Origin of the sequence: Solirubrobacter phytolaccae, from assembly GCF_027587195.1 — a bacterium.
Taxonomy (GTDB): Bacteria; Actinomycetota; Thermoleophilia; order Solirubrobacterales; family Solirubrobacteraceae; genus Solirubrobacter; species Solirubrobacter phytolaccae.
The window spans coordinates 1-17,587 of the sequence record NZ_JAPDDP010000066.1 but is presented as its reverse complement, the minus strand read 5'-3'; the positions used below and the strand labels follow the sequence as shown (position 1 = coordinate 17,587).

The window sequence follows — 17,587 nt, the reverse complement described above, 5'->3', positions numbered from 1 at the left end:
AGATACGCGCCATCCGCGAACTCGGCCAAAGCTCACGCTTGACGCCGAAGGCGTCAACTTGCTCAAAGCCGCCGGGCTTCGGACGATCTCTCGGGGCCTGATGCTTCGTCGTCTGTCACCCGCCTCAGTTGCGGTCTGGTTCGGCGTGCTCGTCGTGCTCGCGGGAGCGATCCTGCTGGGCGTCGAGCTCAACCGGGCGACCGTCAAGTCCAAGCACGCGCTCGAGATCGCCAAGGTCACCGGGGCCTACGGGCAGGCGCACAAGGCGAGAGACCGGCAGGACGTCGCGCTCAACGCCGGCGACGCGGCGGCCTGGACCGCGGCGACGCAGGCGGTCCACGCCGGGCTCGCGGGCGCGGTCGCGCTGGACGCGAGCGAGCGCCCGCAGGTCGATCGGCTGCTGCGGATGCTCGCCGCGTACGAGGCCTCCGTGGCCGACGGTCGGCTCATCGAGGCCCGCTCCTGGTCCCGGCAGCTCGAGACGGCGATCCTCGGCGCCAGCGACGCCGCGGGCGTCCGCGCGCACCGGATCGGCATCAGCGCGTACGCGAGTGAGCGGCGCGTCGTCGACGTCGGCCGGGTCGAGGTCGGCCTGGCGTTCGTCGTGTTCGGTGCGCTGTGGTGGATGCTGCGCCAGCACCGGCGCCGGCTCGACGCGGCGCAGCGGCAGGAGATCGAGCGGCTGAGCGAGATGGCGTCGAGCGATCCGCTCACGGCCCTGCGCAACCACCGGCTGTTCCACGAGGACCTCGCCCGCGAGCTGCAGCGCTCCGGCCGGACCGGCATCCCGCTGGCGCTGGTGCTCCTCGACCTCGACAACCTCAAGACGTTGAACGACACCCACGGCCATCAGGCCGGGGACCGCTGCCTCCAGGCGCTCGCACACGCGCTGCGGGACAGCCTGCGTGCGACCGACACCGCGTACCGGATCGGTGGGGACGAGTTCGCGGTCATCCTCCCGGACGCGCGCGCCTGGGGTGCGCTGGAGTTCGTGCAGCGCCTGCACCACCGCTTCTCCGGCGTGACGGCCGGAATCGCCGCCGCCGAGTCCCTGACGTCACGCGACGCGCTGGTCCACGACGCCGACATGGCGCTGCTGACCGCCAAGCGCTCGCATCAACGGGTGCTGGTCTACACGGACGACATGGACCCGGGGGCCACGGCGCCGACCGTCGACGACCACCACACGCAGATGCTCGCCGCGGCACTCGCGCGTGCCGTCGACGCCAAGGACGCCTACACGCGCAGCCACTGCAACACGGTGTCGCAGCTGAGCGCGCTGGTCGCGACCGAGCTCGGCTTCACCGGCGACCGGCTCGCCAAGATCCGCCTCGCCGGCCTACTGCACGACGTGGGCAAGATCGGCGTCCCGGACGCGATCCTCAACAAGCCCGCGGGCCTCACCGACGACGAGTACGAGCTGATGAAGCAGCACGCGCAGCTCGGGTTCGAGATCGTCGACGCGGCGGGGCTCCCGGAGCAGGCGCGCTGGGTGCGCCACCACCACGAGCGCATCGACGGCCGTGGCTACCCGGACGGGCTCAGCGGCGACGAGATCCCGCTCGAGTCACGGATCATCCTCGTGGCCGACTCGTACGAGGCGATGACGTCCGACCGTCCCTACCGCCGTGCGCCGGGCCGCGAGTTCGCGCTGGACGAGCTCGCCCGCCACGCCGGCTCGCAGTTCGACCCGGACGTGGTCGAGGCACTCACGCGCGTGCTCGACCAGGCGGGCGTCAGGGTGATGTCGAGTCGCTCCGGCGACCGGTGATGCCGGGGCTGCGGCGGTCAGAGGCGTCGGTGACCTCGACCGCCTCCCCGAACTTCTCGACGACCTCGTAGCGGTCGTTGCCGGAGACCACGCGCTCGGTCTCCGGGAACACGTGGCCGGGCACGACGATGAAGCGCCGGGAGTCGGCGCGGACGGCCTCGTACTCCTCGAAGCTCACGTGGACCGACGACTCGCACTCGCGGTCCCCGCACTCGCAGATGAACTCGAGCCGCTCCGGGGTGTGGCGCACCTGACGAAGCCCCGCCTCGAGGCGCTCGTTGATGTCCCGGAAGCTCGTCTCGTTCTTGGCGATGCGCTTGACACGCCAGTCGAGGGTCACGGGTGCACCGTAGCGGGCTTCAAGCGCAGGGCGAGGAGCGCGATGTCGTCGCGCGGCGCGTGGGCCTGCAGCTCGACCGCGCGGTTGGCCGCCGCCGCGACGACCTCCTGCACCGACGCCCCGACGAGCCCTGCCAGCGTGGCGTGCAGCTCGCGTTCGCCAAGGGTGATGTCGGTCGTGCTGACCTCGGTCACGCCGTCGGTGTAGAGCAGCAGCAGCTCTCCGGGCCGGAGCGTCAGCGCCGCCTCTTCGTACCGTGCGTCGGCCAGGGCGCCGACGAGCGGACCGCGGCCACCGTCCACGCTCGTCACCGACCCGTCCGGCTTGAGCAGCAGCGGCGGCAGGTGGCCGCCGTTGGCGAAGCGCACGTCGAGCCCGTCAGGACCGGGACACACCCGCGCGTACAAGACGGTGCAGAACTGCTCGGCGCCCGTGTCGTCCTTGAAGGCCGCGTTGAGCAGCGCGAGGTTGGCCGCGGGGTCGGGATGGGTGCGCGCGGTCGCGCGGAGCGTGTAGCGGGCGAGTGCGGTGAGCGCGGCCGCGGGAGCGCCCTTGCCCGACACGTCGCCCACGACCGCGGCCCACGCGTTCTCGCCCGCGCCGAACACGTCGTAGAAGTCGCCGCCGACGGTGTTCTGATCTCCCGCCGGCTGGAAGTGCGCCGCGAGCTCGACGCCCGGGATCTCGGGCAGCGCCCGCGGCAGCAGGCTCGCCTGCAGCGTCTCGGCGATCGTGGAGCGCTCGGTGTACAGCCGCGCGTTCTCGATGTGGAGCGTGGCGCGGGTCGCGAGGCTGCGGATCAGCTGCAGGTCCTCGGGCTCGAACCGCCGGCCGGAGTCGCCCAGGACGAAGGAGAGCACGCCGAGCACGCCGCTCGGTCCCGTCAGCGGGGCCTCGACGACGTGCTTGACGCTGAGGTTCTCCATGAGGCGCAGGTGCTCGCGGTCGCGCGCGGCGGCGCGGATCGCGTCGGGCGTGATGTCGGTCCGGATCTCGAGCTCACCCGTGCGGACGACGTGGCCCGGCCCGCTCGGCGCGTCCGCCGAAGCCGGATAGCGCTCGGCGAGCTCCCACGCCAGCCGTTCACGTTCGGGGTCGCGGTGGGCGATCGCATGGACGCGCAGCGCTCCCCGGGGATCGACGACGGTCAGCGAGGCCCAGTCGGCGACGTCCGGGACGACCGCGCGCACGACGGCCTGCAGCGTCGGCTCCCACTCCATCGACTCCGCCATCTGCTGGCCGGCGCGCGCGAGCAGCGCGATCCGCGCCCGCCCTCGCTCGGCGGCCACGCTGGTGCGCTCCGCCTCCTCACGGGCATCGTCGGTCCGCACGCCGGCGGCCTCGGCGGCGGCGCGGGCGAACAGCGCGTCGCGCAGCAGGTCCGACTGCTTGCGCTCGAGCTCTCGCCGCACGGTGACGTCGCGGATCACGCCACCGACGCCGAGCAGCGCCTCGTCGCGATCGACGACGGGGAAGAACGTCGCCTCGAGCGCCCGCAGGTCCGTCGGATCGTGCGGGAGCGCGACTTCGAGCTCCAGGTCGACCGGCTCACGGTTGGCGACCACGCGTTCGAGCTCGGTTCGCAGCGCCGGCGCGTGCTTGCCCACGACGTCCTCCAGCGAGGCGCCGACGTGGGCGCCCACCGGCCGCCCGTTGAGTCGCGCGAGCGTCTCGTTGACGCGCTGGTAGCGCAGGTCGGGGCTGAGAAAGGCGACGCCGACCGGCAGCGCCGCGTAGAGGGCCTGCAGCTCGGCGTCGACGAACGCGGTGCGCTGCATCGCCGACTCGGCGCGGTCGCGGGCGTCGCGTTCGGCGGTGATCTCGACGACGAGCCCCGTGACGCCGGCGATCTCGTTCGCATCGGTGCGGATGGGGAAGTAGCTGGCCAGCCAGTGTCGCTGCACGCCGACCGCGGCGGGCGTCTCGCCGGAGACCTCGACGTCGCGCAGCGGCTCGCCCGTCGCCACGACGCGGCCGAGGAGTGCCTCCAGCCGCTCGCCGAGCTCGGGCAGCACCTCCCGCGGGCGGTGGCCGACGTGGGCCTCGGCCGCGAGCCCGTTCATGGCCGCCAGACGCGCGTTGACCCGCCGGAACCGCAGCTCGCGATCCCAGACGACGAGGCCGATCGTCGAGTTGGCGAACAGCGCGTCGAGGATCGCCGGTGCGGAGATCGGGCTGGTGTCGATCACGGTGGAGTCGCTGCCCGTTCTGCCCCGAAACGCAAACGGGGCGCCCCGTGAGGGACGCCCCGTTCACTGAGGAGGAGGGGTGTGCGCCGCTTGAAAATGAGGGTCTTACGACGCGACAAGGCGGTTGTTCCCGGATCTTCGGATGGCCAACCACAGATTTCGCGTTAGGTTCATCCCACTCAGTGCCTGCTCCACGCTCCCATGTCCTGCAACGCGTCCTCGGCTGTCTGCGGGACCACCCGCACGACGACACGGTCGAGCGCGTCGCGAAGCGCCTCGGGTCGACCCCGGCGGACGTCGTCGAGGCCGCGCTCGTCGCGCTCGAGGCCGAGCAGCTCGCGAGCCGCGCCGGCGAGCACTGGTCGCTGACCCGCGCCGGCTGGATCGCCGCCCGTGAGGCCGATCCCTTCGCCGGGCTGGACTAGCGCGCGCTAGGCGAGTGTGGCGGCCGCGGCCTCGGCGAGCGCCGCCAGCAGCGCGGCGGTCGCGGGCGGGTCGGGCGGCTCGCCGAACGTCGCCGCGTAGATGTGCCGCTTGACGCCGGGGAGCTCGGTCGCGACGACGCCGTCGATCTGGTGGGCGAGCAGGGCCAGGCCGGTCTGGGTCGCGACGCCGAGCCCGGCGGCCACCCACGCCTGCATCACGACCATGTCGTCGGAGCTGTAGCCGATCCGCGGTTCGAAGCCGGCGTCGGCGCAGAGCGACAGCAGGTGGCTGCGGCAGCGCTCGCAGCCGGCGATCCAGGTCGCGTCGCGCAGGCTGGCCAGCTCGCCCTCGCGGCGGGTCGACAGCACATGGACCGAGTCGTCGAGCAGGTGATGGAGGCGGACCCCGGCGGGCTCGGGCTCGGTGTCGTCGTAGCGGAAGATGATCGCGACCTCGACCTTGCCCGTGCGCAGCAGCTCCAGCGCGTCGACCGGGTGCGTGTCGGTCAGGCTGACCTGCAGCCCCGGGTGCTCGACCGCCAGGCCGGCCACGGCGGCCGGCACGAACGAGCCGTTGGCCGAGGCGAAGCCCGCGAGCCGCACGCGCCCGGCGGTCAGCCCGACGTGGGCGGAGAGCTCGGCGCCGGCGGCGTCGATCCGTCCGATGATCTCCGCCGCGCGGTCGGCCAGCAGTCGCCCGGCCGGGGTCAGCCGGATCCCGCGCCCGACGCGCTGGAGCAGCTGCGCGCCCGTCTCCGCCTCGAGCCGGGACAGGTGATGGGTGACGGAAGGCTGCGAGTAGTGCAGCTCCTTGGCCGCGGCGGTGACCGAGCCGTGGCGCGCGACGGCGTCGATCACCCGGAGCCGGTTGACGTCCAGCATCGATCAACCCTATCTATGGATCACCGCGAAAGTTGGCATTGGACGCATGCGCGGGTTGGGCGCAAGCTGCACGTATGTCACTTGTCCGCGTGCACAACTTCGCCATCTCCCTCGACGGCTTCGGCACCGGGGAGGGCCAGAGCCGCGACCTGCACTTCGGTCATGCCGGGGAGCGGTTGCACGAGTGGATGTTCGCCACCCGCTGGTGGAAGGCCGGCGGCAGCGCCGGCGTCGACGACGCGTTCGTGCGTCAGCACGACCCGGGGATCGGCGCCGAGATCATGGGCGCCGGCAAGTTCGCGCATCCCGGCTGGGAGGACGATCCCGACTGGAAGGGCGCCTGGGGACCGAACCCACCGTTCCACACGCCGGTCTTCGTCCTCACCCACCACGTCCGGCCGTCGATCGAGATGGAGGGCGGCACGACGTTCCACTTCGTCGACGCCCCGCCGGCCGAGGCGCTCGAGACGGCCCAGGCGGCCGCGGGCGGCCAGGACGTGCGCATCGGCGGCGGCGCGACCGTCATCCGCGAGTTCCTCGCCGCCGGCCTGATCGACCACGCGCACATCGTCGTCGTGCCGATCCTGCTCGGCCGCGGCGTGCGGCTCTGGGACGGCGTGGAAGGCCTCGAGGAGCACTACGCGATCGAGACGACCGTCTCGCCGAGCGGCGTGACGCACCTGACGTTCAGCCGGAAAGCGTGACGCCGGTGTAGTCGGCGAGGCTGGCGAGCAACGCGTCCTGGAACCGCGGGTCGAGCGCCGCGGGGTGCGGGTCGCGGCGTCGTTGATGGAACCAGTAGCCGCCGCTGGTTCTCGCCTCCGCGTCGTCGCTCGTGGCGAGCCACTCCTGCGTCAGGTGCCCGAGCCGGAGGTCGTCGGGCGCGTGGGGACCGCCCATCCTGGTCGGGACCCAGCCGGGGTCGACGGTGTTGCTGTACACGTCGGGCCAGCGGCGGGCGACCGCGAGGGCGAGGGTCGCGACGAACAGCTTGCTGTCCGAGTACGAGCCGCCACGCCCGGTCCAGTCGATGCCGCGGAGCTCGGCACGCCCGCCGCTGTGCATGCCGCTGGTGAGGTAGACGAGCCGGTGCGGCCGCTCGATCAGCGCGGTGAGCACGTACGGCGCGACGACGTTGACCGGGAGGATGTCCGGTCCGGTGTAGACCCCGGCGTTGTGGATCACCGCGTCCAGTCGCCCGAGCGTGTTCACCTGCTCGGCGACGTGCCGGGTCTGCTCGAGGTCCGCCAGGTCACCGGCGACCGCGGCCGCGCCCCGGCCGATCAGGTCGTCCACGGCTCGTAACCGCGCAGTGCTGCGGGCGTGGACGACCAGCTCGTGGCCGTCGTCGAGCAGGGTCTCGGCCGCGGCGCGCCCGAGGCCGTCGGCCGAGCCCGTGATGAAGACGCGGGCCACTCAGCCGCGGTACTGCGCGTCGGTGACGTGCTCGCCCCAGGTGACCGGGCTGCCGCTCTCGTCGGCCTGCTGGATGGCGATGTGGACCATGAAGCGGTTCGGCGCGGCACCGTGCCAGTGGTTCTCGCCGGGCTCGAAGAAGACGCGGTCGCCGGGGCGGATCTCCTCGATCGGGCCGCCTTCGCGCTGGCAGCGGCCGACGCCTTCGGTGACGAAGATCGTCTGCCCGTGCGGGTGCGTGTGCCAGGCGGTACGGGCGCCGGGCGTGAAGTGGACGCTGGCGGCAGCGGTCGTGGACGTCCCGGCGGGGGCGGCCACCGCGTCGATGTAGACGTCGCCGGTGAACCAGTCGGCCGGGCCCGTCTGGGTGTCGACGCTGCTGCGGGTGATCTGCATGGATGGCTCCTTTGTCAGGCGGTCGCCGGGCGCGGAACCCGGGTGGCGCCGAGGGTGATCAGCAAGGCGAGCGCGGCCAGTACCCCGTAGCCGAGGGCGATGTGGAAGAGGCTCATGGCCTCGGAGAGCTGGCCGGCGATGAAGTTGGGGACCGCGGCACCGCTATAGGAGATCAGGTAGATCGCCGAGAGCAGGCCGGCGCGCTCGGCCGGGCGGGCCGTGGCGAGCAGCGCGCGCATCGACCCGGCGAACGCGGCGCCCATCGCGAGGCCGGCGACGGCGCTCGCGACCAGGAACGGCACGACGGCACCGAGGTCCAGCGAGGCCAGCACGCCCGCCACCGCGAGCACGAACACGGCCATGCCCATGCGTTGCACGGTCGCGGGCGCGCGACGGCCGGCGAAGGCGGCGCCGAGCGCGCTCGGCGCGTTGAAGGAGGCGAACACGGCCGCGGCGATCAGCGCGCTCGTCGTGCCGAGCTGGTCGGCGGTGACCGACGGCCCGAACGCCTGGTAGAAGCCGCCGAAGGCCCAGGTCGCGAGGAAGATCGAGCACGCCGCGGGCAGGAGCCGGCGGGCGGCGACCGGGATCCGCAGCTGCGGGCGCATCGACGCGAGCAGCCCCGGGGCGCGGGTCACCGTCTCGCGGCTCAGCACGATCAGCACCGCGCAGAGGACGAGCACGCCGACGAGCAGGAAGAACACGAGCGTGCGCGGCGCGGGGCCGAGCTCGGCCAGCACGCCCGAGCCGAGGGCGCCGAGGGTCAGCCCGGTCATCGGCGACGCGGTGGTGACGGCGCTCGCGAGGGAGCCGGCGGACGCGGGCGCGCTGTCGATCACGAACGCGGCGATGGCACTGGACGCCAAGCCGCACCCGAGACCCTGCAGGGCACGCCCGAGGATCAGCGGCGTGACGCTGTGGATGTCGGTGAGCACGAGCGTCCCGGCGGCGGCGAGTCCGAGGGCCAGCAGCGCGACCGTGCGTCGCCCGAGATGGTCGGAGATCCGGCCCAGCACGAGCAGCGCGACGACGACCGCGACGAAGTACGCGACCGCGGTCGTCGCGAGGTCCGCGTGGCTGAGGTGATCGGCACGCCGGTAGAGCTCGTACAGCGGGATCGCGCTCGCCGAGGCCGCGAAGATCGCCACGAGCGACGCCGTGGCCGCGAAGAACCCGATGCGCGAGCGCGAGATCAATCGATGCCGATGCGCGTCTGGAAGCCGCTGCGCTCCACGTGGAGGCGCCAGAGGAGATCGGCCACGTCGTCGGGCTCGTGGTCGGCGCCCGGCGCGATCCGGCCGCCGATCGCCGTGTGGGCGACGTGCACGCCGCGCTCGGCGACCTCGTCGTGCAGCATCCGCGCGTACGCCACCTCGCCGGCGAACGAGATGCCGACGCCGGCGCGCAGCGGGTACGGGTTGATCGCGGCACCGCCCGTGGTGAACAGGATCGTCCCGGAGCCGCGCTCGAGCATCGGGCCGATGACCGTGGTCGTGGCGGCGACGGCGCCGAGCACGCTGAACTCCAGCGGCCCGCGGACGTCGTCGACCGTGGTCTCGAGGATCGGCTTCATGAACGCCTTCGCCGGCAGCGGGGAGTACTCGAGCACCTCGACCGGGCCGAGCGTGTCGGCGAGCGAGCCGATCGCCGCGGACAGCGCCTCTGCGTCGCGGATGTCGGCGGCCGCGTAATCGGCGGTGAGGCCGTCCGCGGTCAGCTCGCCCGCGAGCGCCTCCAGCTTCTCGGCGTTGCGCGCCACGAGCCCGACGGCCAGCCCTTCGCGGCCGAAGCGGCGGGCGACGGCGGCACCGAGGTTGGGTCCTGCTCCGACGATCACGATGGACATGTCACCCATACAAGCGCGTACGCATGCACGGTGGGGGACCCTGCGACAGGGGGTACTGGCAGGGAACCCCGTCCAGACAGCGCGCCGGTCGCGCTTCCGGCGCAGCTCTCACGCGGCTCGCAGCAGTCGCATCGCGTTGAAGGTGACGAGCAGCGACATGCCCATGTCGGCGGCGATGGCGACGACCAGCGTGACCAGCCCGAACGGCGCGAGCAGCACGAACACGGCCTTGATCGCGAGCGAGGCGATGACGTTCGCGCGCATGATCCGTAGTGCGCGGCGGGCCAGGAGGACTGCTTCGGGCAGGCCGGAGAGCCGGTCGGACATCAGCGCGACGTCGGCGTTCGCGAGCGCGACGTCGGAGCCGGCCGCGCCCATCGCGATCCCGACGCGTGCCGCGGCGAGGGCGGGCGCGTCGTTGACGCCGTCGCCGACCATCGCGACCGCACCGACCTCGCGCTCGAGCGCCTGCACGTAGCTCAGCTTGTCCGCGGGGAGCAGGCCCGCGCGGACCTCGTCGATCCCGGCCCGCTCGGCGACGGCGCGCGCGACGGGCTCGGTGTCGCCGGTGAGCATCACGACGCGCCTCACGCCCGCGGCGTGCAGCGTCTGCGCCAGGCCGTCGGCCTCCGCGCGGGGCTGGTCGGCGAGGCCGAAGCGCGCGATCAGCCGGTCGCCCTCACCGAGCGCGATCATCGTCTGGCCGGGGAGCTCCGGTGGGACGGACCCGAGCCGCTCGCGCATCAGCCGCGGACCACCGGCCCACAGCTCCCGACCCTCGACGGTGGCGGTCGCGCCGCGACCCGGCAGGGAGACGAACCGCTCCGCCCGTGGGACGGCGAGCCCGCGGTCCCGCGCGGCACGGCGGAGCGCCGCGGCGAGCGGATGCTCGGAGTCCGCCTCGACCGCAGCGACCAGCGCGAGCGCACGGTCCTCGTCCGTCGCCACCACCTGCCGCAGCACCGGCAGGCCGAGCGTCAGCGTGCCCGTCTTGTCCAGCGCGACCGCCCGGACACGGCCGAGGTCCTCGAGCGCCTGGCCGCCCTTGATCAGGATCCCCCGCCGCGCGGCGCCACCGACCGCGGACACGACCGCGACCGGCACGGAGATCACGAGCGAGCACGGACAGGCCACGATCAGCAACGCGAGCGCCCGGTAGAGCCACGTGCCCGCGTCACCCCCGAACAGCAACGGCACCGTGGCGAGCGCGAGCGCGATCCCGAAGACGAGCGGCGTGTAGATGGCGGCGAAGCGGTCGATGAAGCGCTCGGCGGGCGCGCGGCTGCCCTGCGCCTCCTCGACCAGCGCCGCGACCCGCGAGAGCGTCGAGTCCTCCGCGGCGCGGGTCGTGCGCGCGACCAGCACGCCGGTGGTGTTGAGCGTGCCGGCGAACAGCTCGTCCCCGGGCTGCTTGTCCACGGGCACGGACTCGCCGGTGATCGGCGCCTGGTCGACGCTGGAGGCGCCGGACTCGACCACGGCGTCGAGCGGGATGCGCTCGCCCGGCCGGATCGTGATGACCGTGCCGGCGGTCACGGTCTCCACATCCACGAGCTGCCCGTCCACGCGGGCGCGAGCGGGCGCCAGGTCCATCAGCGAGGCGACGGTCCGGCGGCTGCGCTCGAGCGCCATCGCCTCCAGGCTCGTCCCGACCGCGAACAGCACGAGCACCCACGCGCCCTCGGCGTACTCGCCGATCCCGACCGCACCCACGGCCGCCAACCCCATCAGCACGTTCATGTCGAGGCGCTGGCGGCGCAGCGCGACGACGGCCGCGCGCCCGATCGGCCAGCCGCCGACGGCCATCGAGAGCAGGTACAGCGGCTCGGCGACCGCGCGCGGGGCGGACGCCAGCGAGGCCACCACGGCGACCAGCAGCAGCGCGATCGACACCGTGGTGGAGAGCGCGCGAGCGTCGCGCCGCCAGTACGGAGCCTGGGGCTCGGCGGCCTTGCGGATCGCCGGGTGCGCGCGGTAGCCGGCGCGGGCGACCGCGGTCGCGATCAGCTCGTCGGTGGCGTCGCCGGCGACCGCCATCGTGCCGTTCCCGAACGACACCTGCGCCGACGCGACGCCGTCGAGCCCCGCCACGGCCTCCTCGACCGTCTTCGCGCACGCGCCGCAGTCCATGCCCTCGACCCGGAAGCGGCGAGTGCCGGCGGGCGGTGTCGGCTCAGGCGGCGCGGGCGGCGGCGCCATCGGCAGCTCGATCGGGTTCATGCGGTCCGCTCGAAAGCTTACGTCGTGCGTACTCGACCCCCGGCATTGGTAAGAAGATGGGTATGCGGCAGCCGCCTGAGGACCCCGGTGACGAGAAGATCGAGATCGGCGAGCCCTCCAAGCACGCCGCGGGCGTGCCGGCGGTGCTCTCGGCGCTGCGTCACGGCGTGCGCGAGATGGGGCCGGTGCGCACGGCGCGCACCCTCGTCCACATCAACCAGGAGCGCGGGTTCGACTGCATGGGCTGCGCGTGGCCGGACCCCGGCAAGCGCCACCACGCCGAGTTCTGCGAGAACGGCGCCAAGGCCGTGGCCGAGGAGGCGACGCGCTTCCGTGCGGACCGCGACTTCTTCGCGCAGTGGTCGGTCGAGGACATCGCGCGCAACTCGGACTTCTGGATCGGCAAGCGCGGCCGGCTGACCGAGCCGATGTACCTCGCGCCCGGCGCGACCCACTACGCGCCGATCTCCTGGGACGACGCCTACGGTCTCATCGCTGACGAGCTGGCCGCGCTGGACAGCCCGGACGAGGCGACGTTCTACACGTCCGGCCGCACCAGCAACGAAGCCGCGTTCGCGTACCAGGCGTTCGTGCGGGCGTTCGGCACGAACAACCTGCCCGACTGCTCGAACATGTGCCACGAGTCCTCGGGCAGCGCGCTCAACCGCACGGTCGGGATCGGCAAGGGCAGCGTCACGCTCGAGGACATCGAGCAGGCGGACCTGCTCGTGATCGTCGGGCAGAACCCCGGCACCAACCACCCGCGGATGCTGAGCTCGCTGGAGACGGCCAAGCAGGCCGGGGCGAAGATCGTCAGCATCAACCCGCTGCGGGAAGCCGGGCTCTCACGCTTCGACAACCCGCAGACGGTCAAGGGCATGCTCGGCCGCGGCACCAAGCTCGCCGACCTGCACCTGCCGATCCGCATCAACGGCGACATGGCGTTGTTCGGAGCGGTCAACCGGCGGCTGCTCGAGCGCGACGCGATCGACCACGCGTTCATCGCCAACCACTGCGGTGGGTTCAACGAGCTGCGTGCGCACCTGCTCCGAGGCGACGAGCCCGACGTGACCGCGGCGACGGGGCTGTCGATCGAGGACGTCGAGGCGTTCACGCAGCTCGTCGTGGACTCCAAGCGCACGATCGTCTGCTGGGCGATGGGGCTCACGCAGCATCGCAACTCCGTGGCCACGATCCAGGAGATCGTCAACACGATCCTGCTGCGCGGGATGATCGGCAAGCCGGGCGCCGGGCTGTGCCCCGTCCGCGGGCACTCGAACGTGCAGGGCGACCGCACGATGGGCATCTGGGAGAAGCCCACGGAGGCGTTCCTGGACCGGATGGAGACGGCGCTCGGGTTCCCGCAACCGCGCGAGCACGGGCACGACGTCGTCGAGAGCATCCAGGCGATGCTCACCGGCGAGATCAAGGTCTTCATCGCCATGGGCGGCAACTTCCTGTCGGCCGCGCCGGACACGAACGCCACCGCGGAGGCGCTGCAGCGGTGCCGGCTCACCGTGCACGTGGCGACCAAGCCGAACCGCTCGCACGTGACCACGGGTCATCACGCGCTCCTGCTGCCGACACTCGGCCGCACCGAGAAGGACTTCCGCAACGGGAACGAGCAGCGCGTCAGCGTCGAGGACTCGATGAGCGCGGTCCACGCCTCGCGCGGACGGCTCGCGCCCGCGTCGAAGCACCTGCGCAGCGAGGTCGCGATCGTCTGCGACCTCGCCGAGCGCGTGCTGGGCGACCGTGTGCCCGTGCCGTGGCGCGACTGGTCGAACGACTACGGCCTGATCCGCAACGCGATCGAGGCCGCGATCCCCGGCTTCGACGACTTCGACGCGCGCCTGTCGGACGGGTTCGTACTGCCGAGCCCGCCACGCGACGAGGTGCGCTTCACGACGCCGTCCGGCCGGGCCGAGCTGACCGTCAACCACTTCGTGCCGGTCGCGGTCCCGGAAGGCCGGCTGCTCCTGCAGACCCTCCGGTCGCACGACCAGTACAACACGACGATCTACGGCCTCAACGACCGCTACCGCGGCATCAAGTCGGGCCGGCGCGTCGTGCTGCTGCACCCCGACGACATCCGCGCGTTCGGCGTCGTCGAGGGCGCCATCGTCGACCTCATCAGCGAGGACTCCCGCGGCGTCGAGCGGCGGTCGGATCGCTACCGCGTCGTGGAGTACGACACCCCGCGCGGGTGCGCGGCGGCGTACTACCCCGAGACGAACGCGCTCGTGCCGCTCGACAGCGTGGCCGAGGAGAGCGGCACGCCGACGTCGAAGTCGGTCGTGATCCGCATCGAGCCTTCGGCTTAGAGGCCGAACTGCGCGCGCCGGTCCTCCGGGACCAGCGCGACCAGCTCGGGGTGGCGCTGCAGGTAGGCGCGCACGAACGGGCAGTGCGGGATGACGGCCAGGTCCTCGTCGGCAGCCGCGGCCAGCGCCTCGCGGACGAGCGCGCTGCCGACGCCCTGCCCGCCGAACTCCGGGTCGACCTCGGTGTGGAGGAAGTCGATCAGCCCGGGTGCGCGCCGGTAGACGGCGAAGCCCGCGAGCTTGCCGTCCACGTGCACCTCGAACCGGTCGGCCGCCGGGACGTCACGGACCTCGATCTCAGCCATTCCCGTCATTCTCCCAGCCGGGAATGACGATGTCGGCCGGTACGTCTGGCCGGGCATGCACCTCTCAAGGATCGGGCGCCTGGCCGTGTGCGCCACGGCGCTCGCGCTGTCTGCGGGACCGGCGCAGGCCGCCACGACGGACATCGCCAACGAGGAGATGCGCGCGTGCGCGCAGCTCGGAGCCAAGCCACCCGGGAGCGCGGCCGGGCGCGAGCAGGCGCGCCGGCTGGAGCGCGGGTTCCGCGAGGCGGGCTTCACGACCGCGCGCGAGGACTTTCACGTGCCGCTCTTCCGGGAGGAGCGGACGCGGCTGACGGTGGCCGGCAAGGACGTCCCGGCCGAGAGCTTCGCCTACGGGGGCACGGGTCGTGTGCGGGCGGGGGTGGTGGACGTCGGCGTCGGGCGCCCGGCGGACTACGCGGGCAAGGACGTCACGGGCAAGATCGTGATGGTCACGCGCGACGAGGCGTTCCACCGCAGCTCGCAGCTCGCGCAGGTGATCGCCCGCGGCGGCGCGGCGATGCTGTACGTGTCGGGCTCGCCGGACAACCTCGTGCAGGAGGGCGCGGTGCGGTTCGCCCAGTACGCGCCCGCGTCGATCCTGACCGTGTCGGTCGGCGCGCAGGACGGCGCGGCGGTGCGCGCGGCGCTGGCCGGCAGCCCCGGCCTGGAGGTCACGCTCGAGGTGCGCGCGAGCCGCGAGGACGCCGTCGCGCGCAACGTGCTCGGCGTCCGACGCGGGACGACGCACCCGGACAAGGTGATCGTCGTCGGCGCGCACTACGACTCCTGGCACGCGGGCGCGATCGACAACTGCACGGCGGTCGGCTCGCTCCTGTCTGTCGCGGACGCGGTTCGGGACGTGCCGCTCGCCTACACCGTCGTGCTGGCGGGCTGGGACGCGGAGGAGCTCGGGCTGACCGGCTCCTACGACTGGGTGGCCCGCCACGCCGACCGCCTCGGCGACATCGTCGTCAACGTGAACCTGGAGATGACCGCGGCGGAGGCCGGCGCGCCCGCGATCCGCTTCGGCACGAGCGGCCCGAAGATGACGGCGCTCGTCAAGCAGGCGGCGGCCGCGAACGGCTACGTCGCGCAGGACCTGCCGGCGACCGTGGTGCGCGCGATCAGCGGCGGCATCCTCCCGACGGACATCCAGCCGTTCTACAGCGCGGGCGTCCAGGGCTTCTCGACCTTCACCTCGACGCCCTTCTACCACACGCCCCAGGACGTGCCGGAGCGCGTCGATCCCGAGTCGCTGCGCCGGGTGAGCGCCTACCTGCGCGACGCGCTGCTCGCGCTGCAGACGGCCACGCCGGCCGAGTTGACGGTGCGCGAGGTGCCCAGCGTGAGCGTGCGGACGCCCGAGCGGGTCGAGGCCGGCGCGGAGATCCCGGTCGAGGTCGAGTTGCGTGACCCGGCCGGCGCGCCGGTGGTCGGCGCGCCCGTGCGCGTGCTCGTCAACCAGAACGATCACTGGGCACGCCACGAGGGCACGGCGACCGAGCTCGGCGGCGGCCGCTACCGGTACTCGATCCCGGCCGGCGTCACCGACGAGGGCCGGACGGCGATCACCGTCACCGCGGACACCCCGGCGTTCATCGCCGAGGGCTACGCGTTCGTCGAGCAGCGCGGCGGCGGCGTGCTCACGCGGCGGCCGGACACGTGCAGCGGCGCGCGCTGGTTCCTCGAACCGGTGCGCGGGCGTGGCGTGCAGGCGACCGTCAGCGCGGGGAGCGCGTACGTGCTCGCGGACCGCCTCGTGGTCGTCGACGCGCGGGCCGCGGGGCGCGACCCGGTCGTGCTGCGGGTGAAGGCGCGGACGAGCGACGGCCGCACCGTGGTCCAGAGCCGCGAGTACCGGGTCTGCGCCTAAGGCAGCGCGGTGAGCGCGGCTTCGACCGTGGCTCGTAGCGGAGCTTCGCTCATCCCACCGCGGCCCAGCGCCTCGGTGCCGCGGTGGATCATGAGCAGGAGGCGGCCGAGCGTGGCGGCGTCGGCGGTGGGGTCGACGTCGCCCGCTCGTTGCGCCGCACGGACCGCGTTCGCGTACTCGAGCGCGAGGTCCTCGTGGGCCTGGGTGGAGCGGGCGGCGACGTCGTCGTCGCGCCCGGCCAGCTCGGCGGTGCCGCGGGCGAGCAGGCAGCCGCGCGGGTTGCCGGCCGAGGCCCGCGCGTTCTCGAGCAGGTGGGTGCGGATGCGCTCCAGCGCGCCCTGGTCGTCGCCGGCGAGGTCGTCGTGCACGCTGCGCACCGCCCCGGCGATGTAGTCGTCGAAGATGCGCAGGTACAGCGCGTGCTTGTCGCCGAACGCGCCGTACAGGCTCGCCCGGCCGAGGCCGGTGGCGGAGGTCAGGTCGCTCAGCGACGTCGCCGCGTAGCCCGCGTCCCAGAAACGGTCGCGGGCGGCGGCGACAACGGAGTCCTCGTCGAATTCGCGCGGTCGGGCCACGCTGGATCAGGCTATGCGGTCTCGCCGCCGTCGGCGACGAGGTTCGCGCCGGTGATGAACGAGGCGCGGTCGGACACGAGGAAGCCGACAAGCTCGGCGAGCTCGGACGGGACGCCCGGACGGCCGAGCGGGTTGCCGCCCGCCACGGCGTCCAGCGGCACCGCGAACTGGTCCGCGATGGCCTGGCGAATCTCGTCCGCGCCGGGCGTGATCACGTTGCCGGGCGTGACCGTATTCACGCGGATGCCGGCCGGCGCGAGCTCCTTCGCCAGCCCGGCGCCGTAGGCGATCAGCGCGGCCTTCGCCGCTCCGTAGTGCAACAGCGGCGCCGGCATGGCGAGCGCCGCGGCGGACGAGAGGTTCACGATCGCGCCGCTCCCACGGGCGATCATCTGCGGCAGCAGCGCGTTGGTGACCCGGACCGCGGACAGGTAGTTCAGGTCGAGCGCGTCCTGCCACTCCTCGTCCGGGATGGAGGCGGCCCCACCGAAGTGCGCCCGCGCCGCGGCGGCGTTGTTGACGAGGATGTCGACCCCGCCGAGCGCCTCGACGGCCTGCTCGGCGATCCGCCGTGCACCGGCGTCCGTGCTCAGGTCGCCGGTGAAGAAGTGAGCGGCGGCCGGCGTGTCGGCGCTCGCCGACCGCGCGGTGGTGACGACTTCAGCGCCCGCATTGATGAGCCGCTCGACGATCGCGGCGCCGATGCCGCGGCTGCCGCCGGTGACGAGTGCCCGGCGGCCTTCGAGGTCGCGCGGCGTCGTGAGCTGGGCGATGTCCTGGGGAGAGGTAGTTGCCATGGCAAGCAAGGTAGCAGGGTTATGGAACGATCGGTCCATAACGGGGTGGGTGGAGCTCAGCTCATGTGGCGCGCTCGAGCTGGAGCGCGTCGTTCAACGGCCATCGAGGGGGGAAGGGAGCGCGGGTGCCGACCGCGCGCCCGGGCTCAGCGCCTCTCGGGTTCCGCGCGGCACGGTCGGGTTGGTGTGCAGGCCTACCGTCAAGTTACGGTCATCGAAGATCGT

Annotated in this window: 16 protein-coding genes; 5 read left to right on the top strand and 11 right to left on the bottom strand. The window is 73.0% G+C overall.

Features of this window, described 5'->3' with window-relative positions; translation table 11 throughout:
- Positions 1–100: 100 nt before the first annotated feature.
- Positions 101–1,771, top strand: a complete 1,671-nt coding sequence (locus tag OJ997_RS27145) for a bifunctional diguanylate cyclase/phosphohydrolase (protein ID WP_270028441.1) — start codon at positions 101–103, stop codon at positions 1,769–1,771.
- Here OJ997_RS27145 and OJ997_RS27140 read toward each other — a convergent pair.
- Both OJ997_RS27140 and OJ997_RS37865 read right to left on the bottom strand, forming a co-directional pair.
- Complete coding sequence (locus tag OJ997_RS27140; RefSeq protein ID WP_270028440.1) at positions 1,737–2,111, bottom strand: hypothetical protein; 375 nt, start codon at positions 2,109–2,111, stop codon at positions 1,737–1,739. The genes OJ997_RS27145 and OJ997_RS27140 overlap by 35 nt on opposite strands.
- On the bottom strand, positions 2,108–4,300 hold the full coding sequence (locus tag OJ997_RS37865) for a SpoIIE family protein phosphatase (protein WP_270028439.1): 2,193 nt from the start codon (positions 4,298–4,300) through the stop codon (positions 2,108–2,110). Before OJ997_RS37865 ends, OJ997_RS27140 begins: the two co-directional genes overlap by 4 nt.
- 182 nt (positions 4,301–4,482) lie before the next feature.
- Between OJ997_RS37865 and OJ997_RS27130 the strand changes: the two genes are divergently transcribed.
- Positions 4,483–4,725: a hypothetical protein gene (locus tag OJ997_RS27130; protein ID WP_270028438.1), complete on the top strand. Its 243-nt coding sequence runs from the start codon at positions 4,483–4,485 to the stop codon at positions 4,723–4,725.
- 6 nt (positions 4,726–4,731) lie between these two features.
- Here the strand turns inward: OJ997_RS27130 and OJ997_RS27125 are convergent, their stop codons facing one another.
- A complete protein-coding gene (locus tag OJ997_RS27125; RefSeq protein ID WP_270028437.1) occupies positions 4,732–5,607 on the bottom strand; it encodes a LysR family transcriptional regulator in 876 nt (291 codons plus the stop codon).
- A 74-nt stretch (positions 5,608–5,681) separates the two neighbouring features.
- Here OJ997_RS27125 and OJ997_RS27120 point away from each other — a divergent pair, with 74 nt between their 5' ends.
- On the top strand, positions 5,682–6,311 hold the full coding sequence (locus tag OJ997_RS27120; protein WP_270028436.1) for a dihydrofolate reductase family protein: 630 nt from the start codon (positions 5,682–5,684) through the stop codon (positions 6,309–6,311).
- Here OJ997_RS27120 and OJ997_RS27115 read toward each other — a convergent pair.
- The 5 genes from OJ997_RS27115 to OJ997_RS27095 form a co-directional block, all read right to left on the bottom strand.
- Positions 6,295–7,023 (bottom strand): SDR family NAD(P)-dependent oxidoreductase, encoded by a 729-nt coding sequence (locus tag OJ997_RS27115; protein WP_270028435.1) that lies wholly within the window; start codon positions 7,021–7,023, stop codon positions 6,295–6,297. The genes OJ997_RS27120 and OJ997_RS27115 overlap by 17 nt on opposite strands.
- On the bottom strand, positions 7,024–7,419 hold the full coding sequence (locus OJ997_RS27110; protein WP_270028434.1) for a (R)-mandelonitrile lyase: 396 nt from the start codon (positions 7,417–7,419) through the stop codon (positions 7,024–7,026).
- A gap of 14 nt (positions 7,420–7,433) precedes the next feature.
- Positions 7,434–8,615, bottom strand: coding sequence for an MFS transporter (locus tag OJ997_RS27105; RefSeq protein ID WP_270028433.1), 1,182 nt, complete (start codon positions 8,613–8,615; stop codon positions 7,434–7,436).
- Positions 8,612–9,265 (bottom strand): SDR family NAD(P)-dependent oxidoreductase, encoded by a 654-nt coding sequence (locus tag OJ997_RS27100; protein ID WP_270028432.1) that lies wholly within the window; start codon positions 9,263–9,265, stop codon positions 8,612–8,614. Before OJ997_RS27100 ends, OJ997_RS27105 begins: the two co-directional genes overlap by 4 nt.
- A gap of 108 nt (positions 9,266–9,373) precedes the next feature.
- On the bottom strand, positions 9,374–11,485 hold the full coding sequence (locus tag OJ997_RS27095) for a heavy metal translocating P-type ATPase (protein WP_270028431.1): 2,112 nt from the start codon (positions 11,483–11,485) through the stop codon (positions 9,374–9,376).
- A gap of 56 nt (positions 11,486–11,541) precedes the next feature.
- Here OJ997_RS27095 and OJ997_RS27090 point away from each other — a divergent pair, with 56 nt between their 5' ends.
- Positions 11,542–13,809, top strand: coding sequence for an FdhF/YdeP family oxidoreductase (locus OJ997_RS27090; protein WP_372517940.1), 2,268 nt, complete (start codon positions 11,542–11,544; stop codon positions 13,807–13,809).
- Here the strand turns inward: OJ997_RS27090 and OJ997_RS27085 are convergent.
- Positions 13,806–14,114: a GNAT family N-acetyltransferase gene (locus tag OJ997_RS27085; RefSeq protein ID WP_270028429.1), complete on the bottom strand. Its 309-nt coding sequence runs from the start codon at positions 14,112–14,114 to the stop codon at positions 13,806–13,808. The two genes, OJ997_RS27090 and OJ997_RS27085, sit on opposite strands and share 4 nt — an antisense overlap.
- A gap of 55 nt (positions 14,115–14,169) precedes the next feature.
- On the opposite strand from OJ997_RS27085, the gene OJ997_RS27080 reads away from it, so the two are divergent.
- Positions 14,170–15,990: a M28 family peptidase gene (locus tag OJ997_RS27080; RefSeq protein ID WP_270028428.1), complete on the top strand. Its 1,821-nt coding sequence runs from the start codon at positions 14,170–14,172 to the stop codon at positions 15,988–15,990.
- On the opposite strand, the gene OJ997_RS27075 is transcribed toward OJ997_RS27080, so the two are convergent.
- Entirely contained in the window at positions 15,987–16,565 is a 579-nt protein-coding gene (locus OJ997_RS27075) for a TetR/AcrR family transcriptional regulator (RefSeq protein ID WP_270028427.1), read from the bottom strand. The two genes, OJ997_RS27080 and OJ997_RS27075, sit on opposite strands and share 4 nt — an antisense overlap.
- Positions 16,566–16,576: 11 nt before the next feature.
- Positions 16,577–17,362, bottom strand: coding sequence for an SDR family oxidoreductase (locus tag OJ997_RS27070; RefSeq protein ID WP_270028426.1), 786 nt, complete (start codon positions 17,360–17,362; stop codon positions 16,577–16,579).
- Positions 17,363–17,587 lie beyond the last annotated feature (225 nt).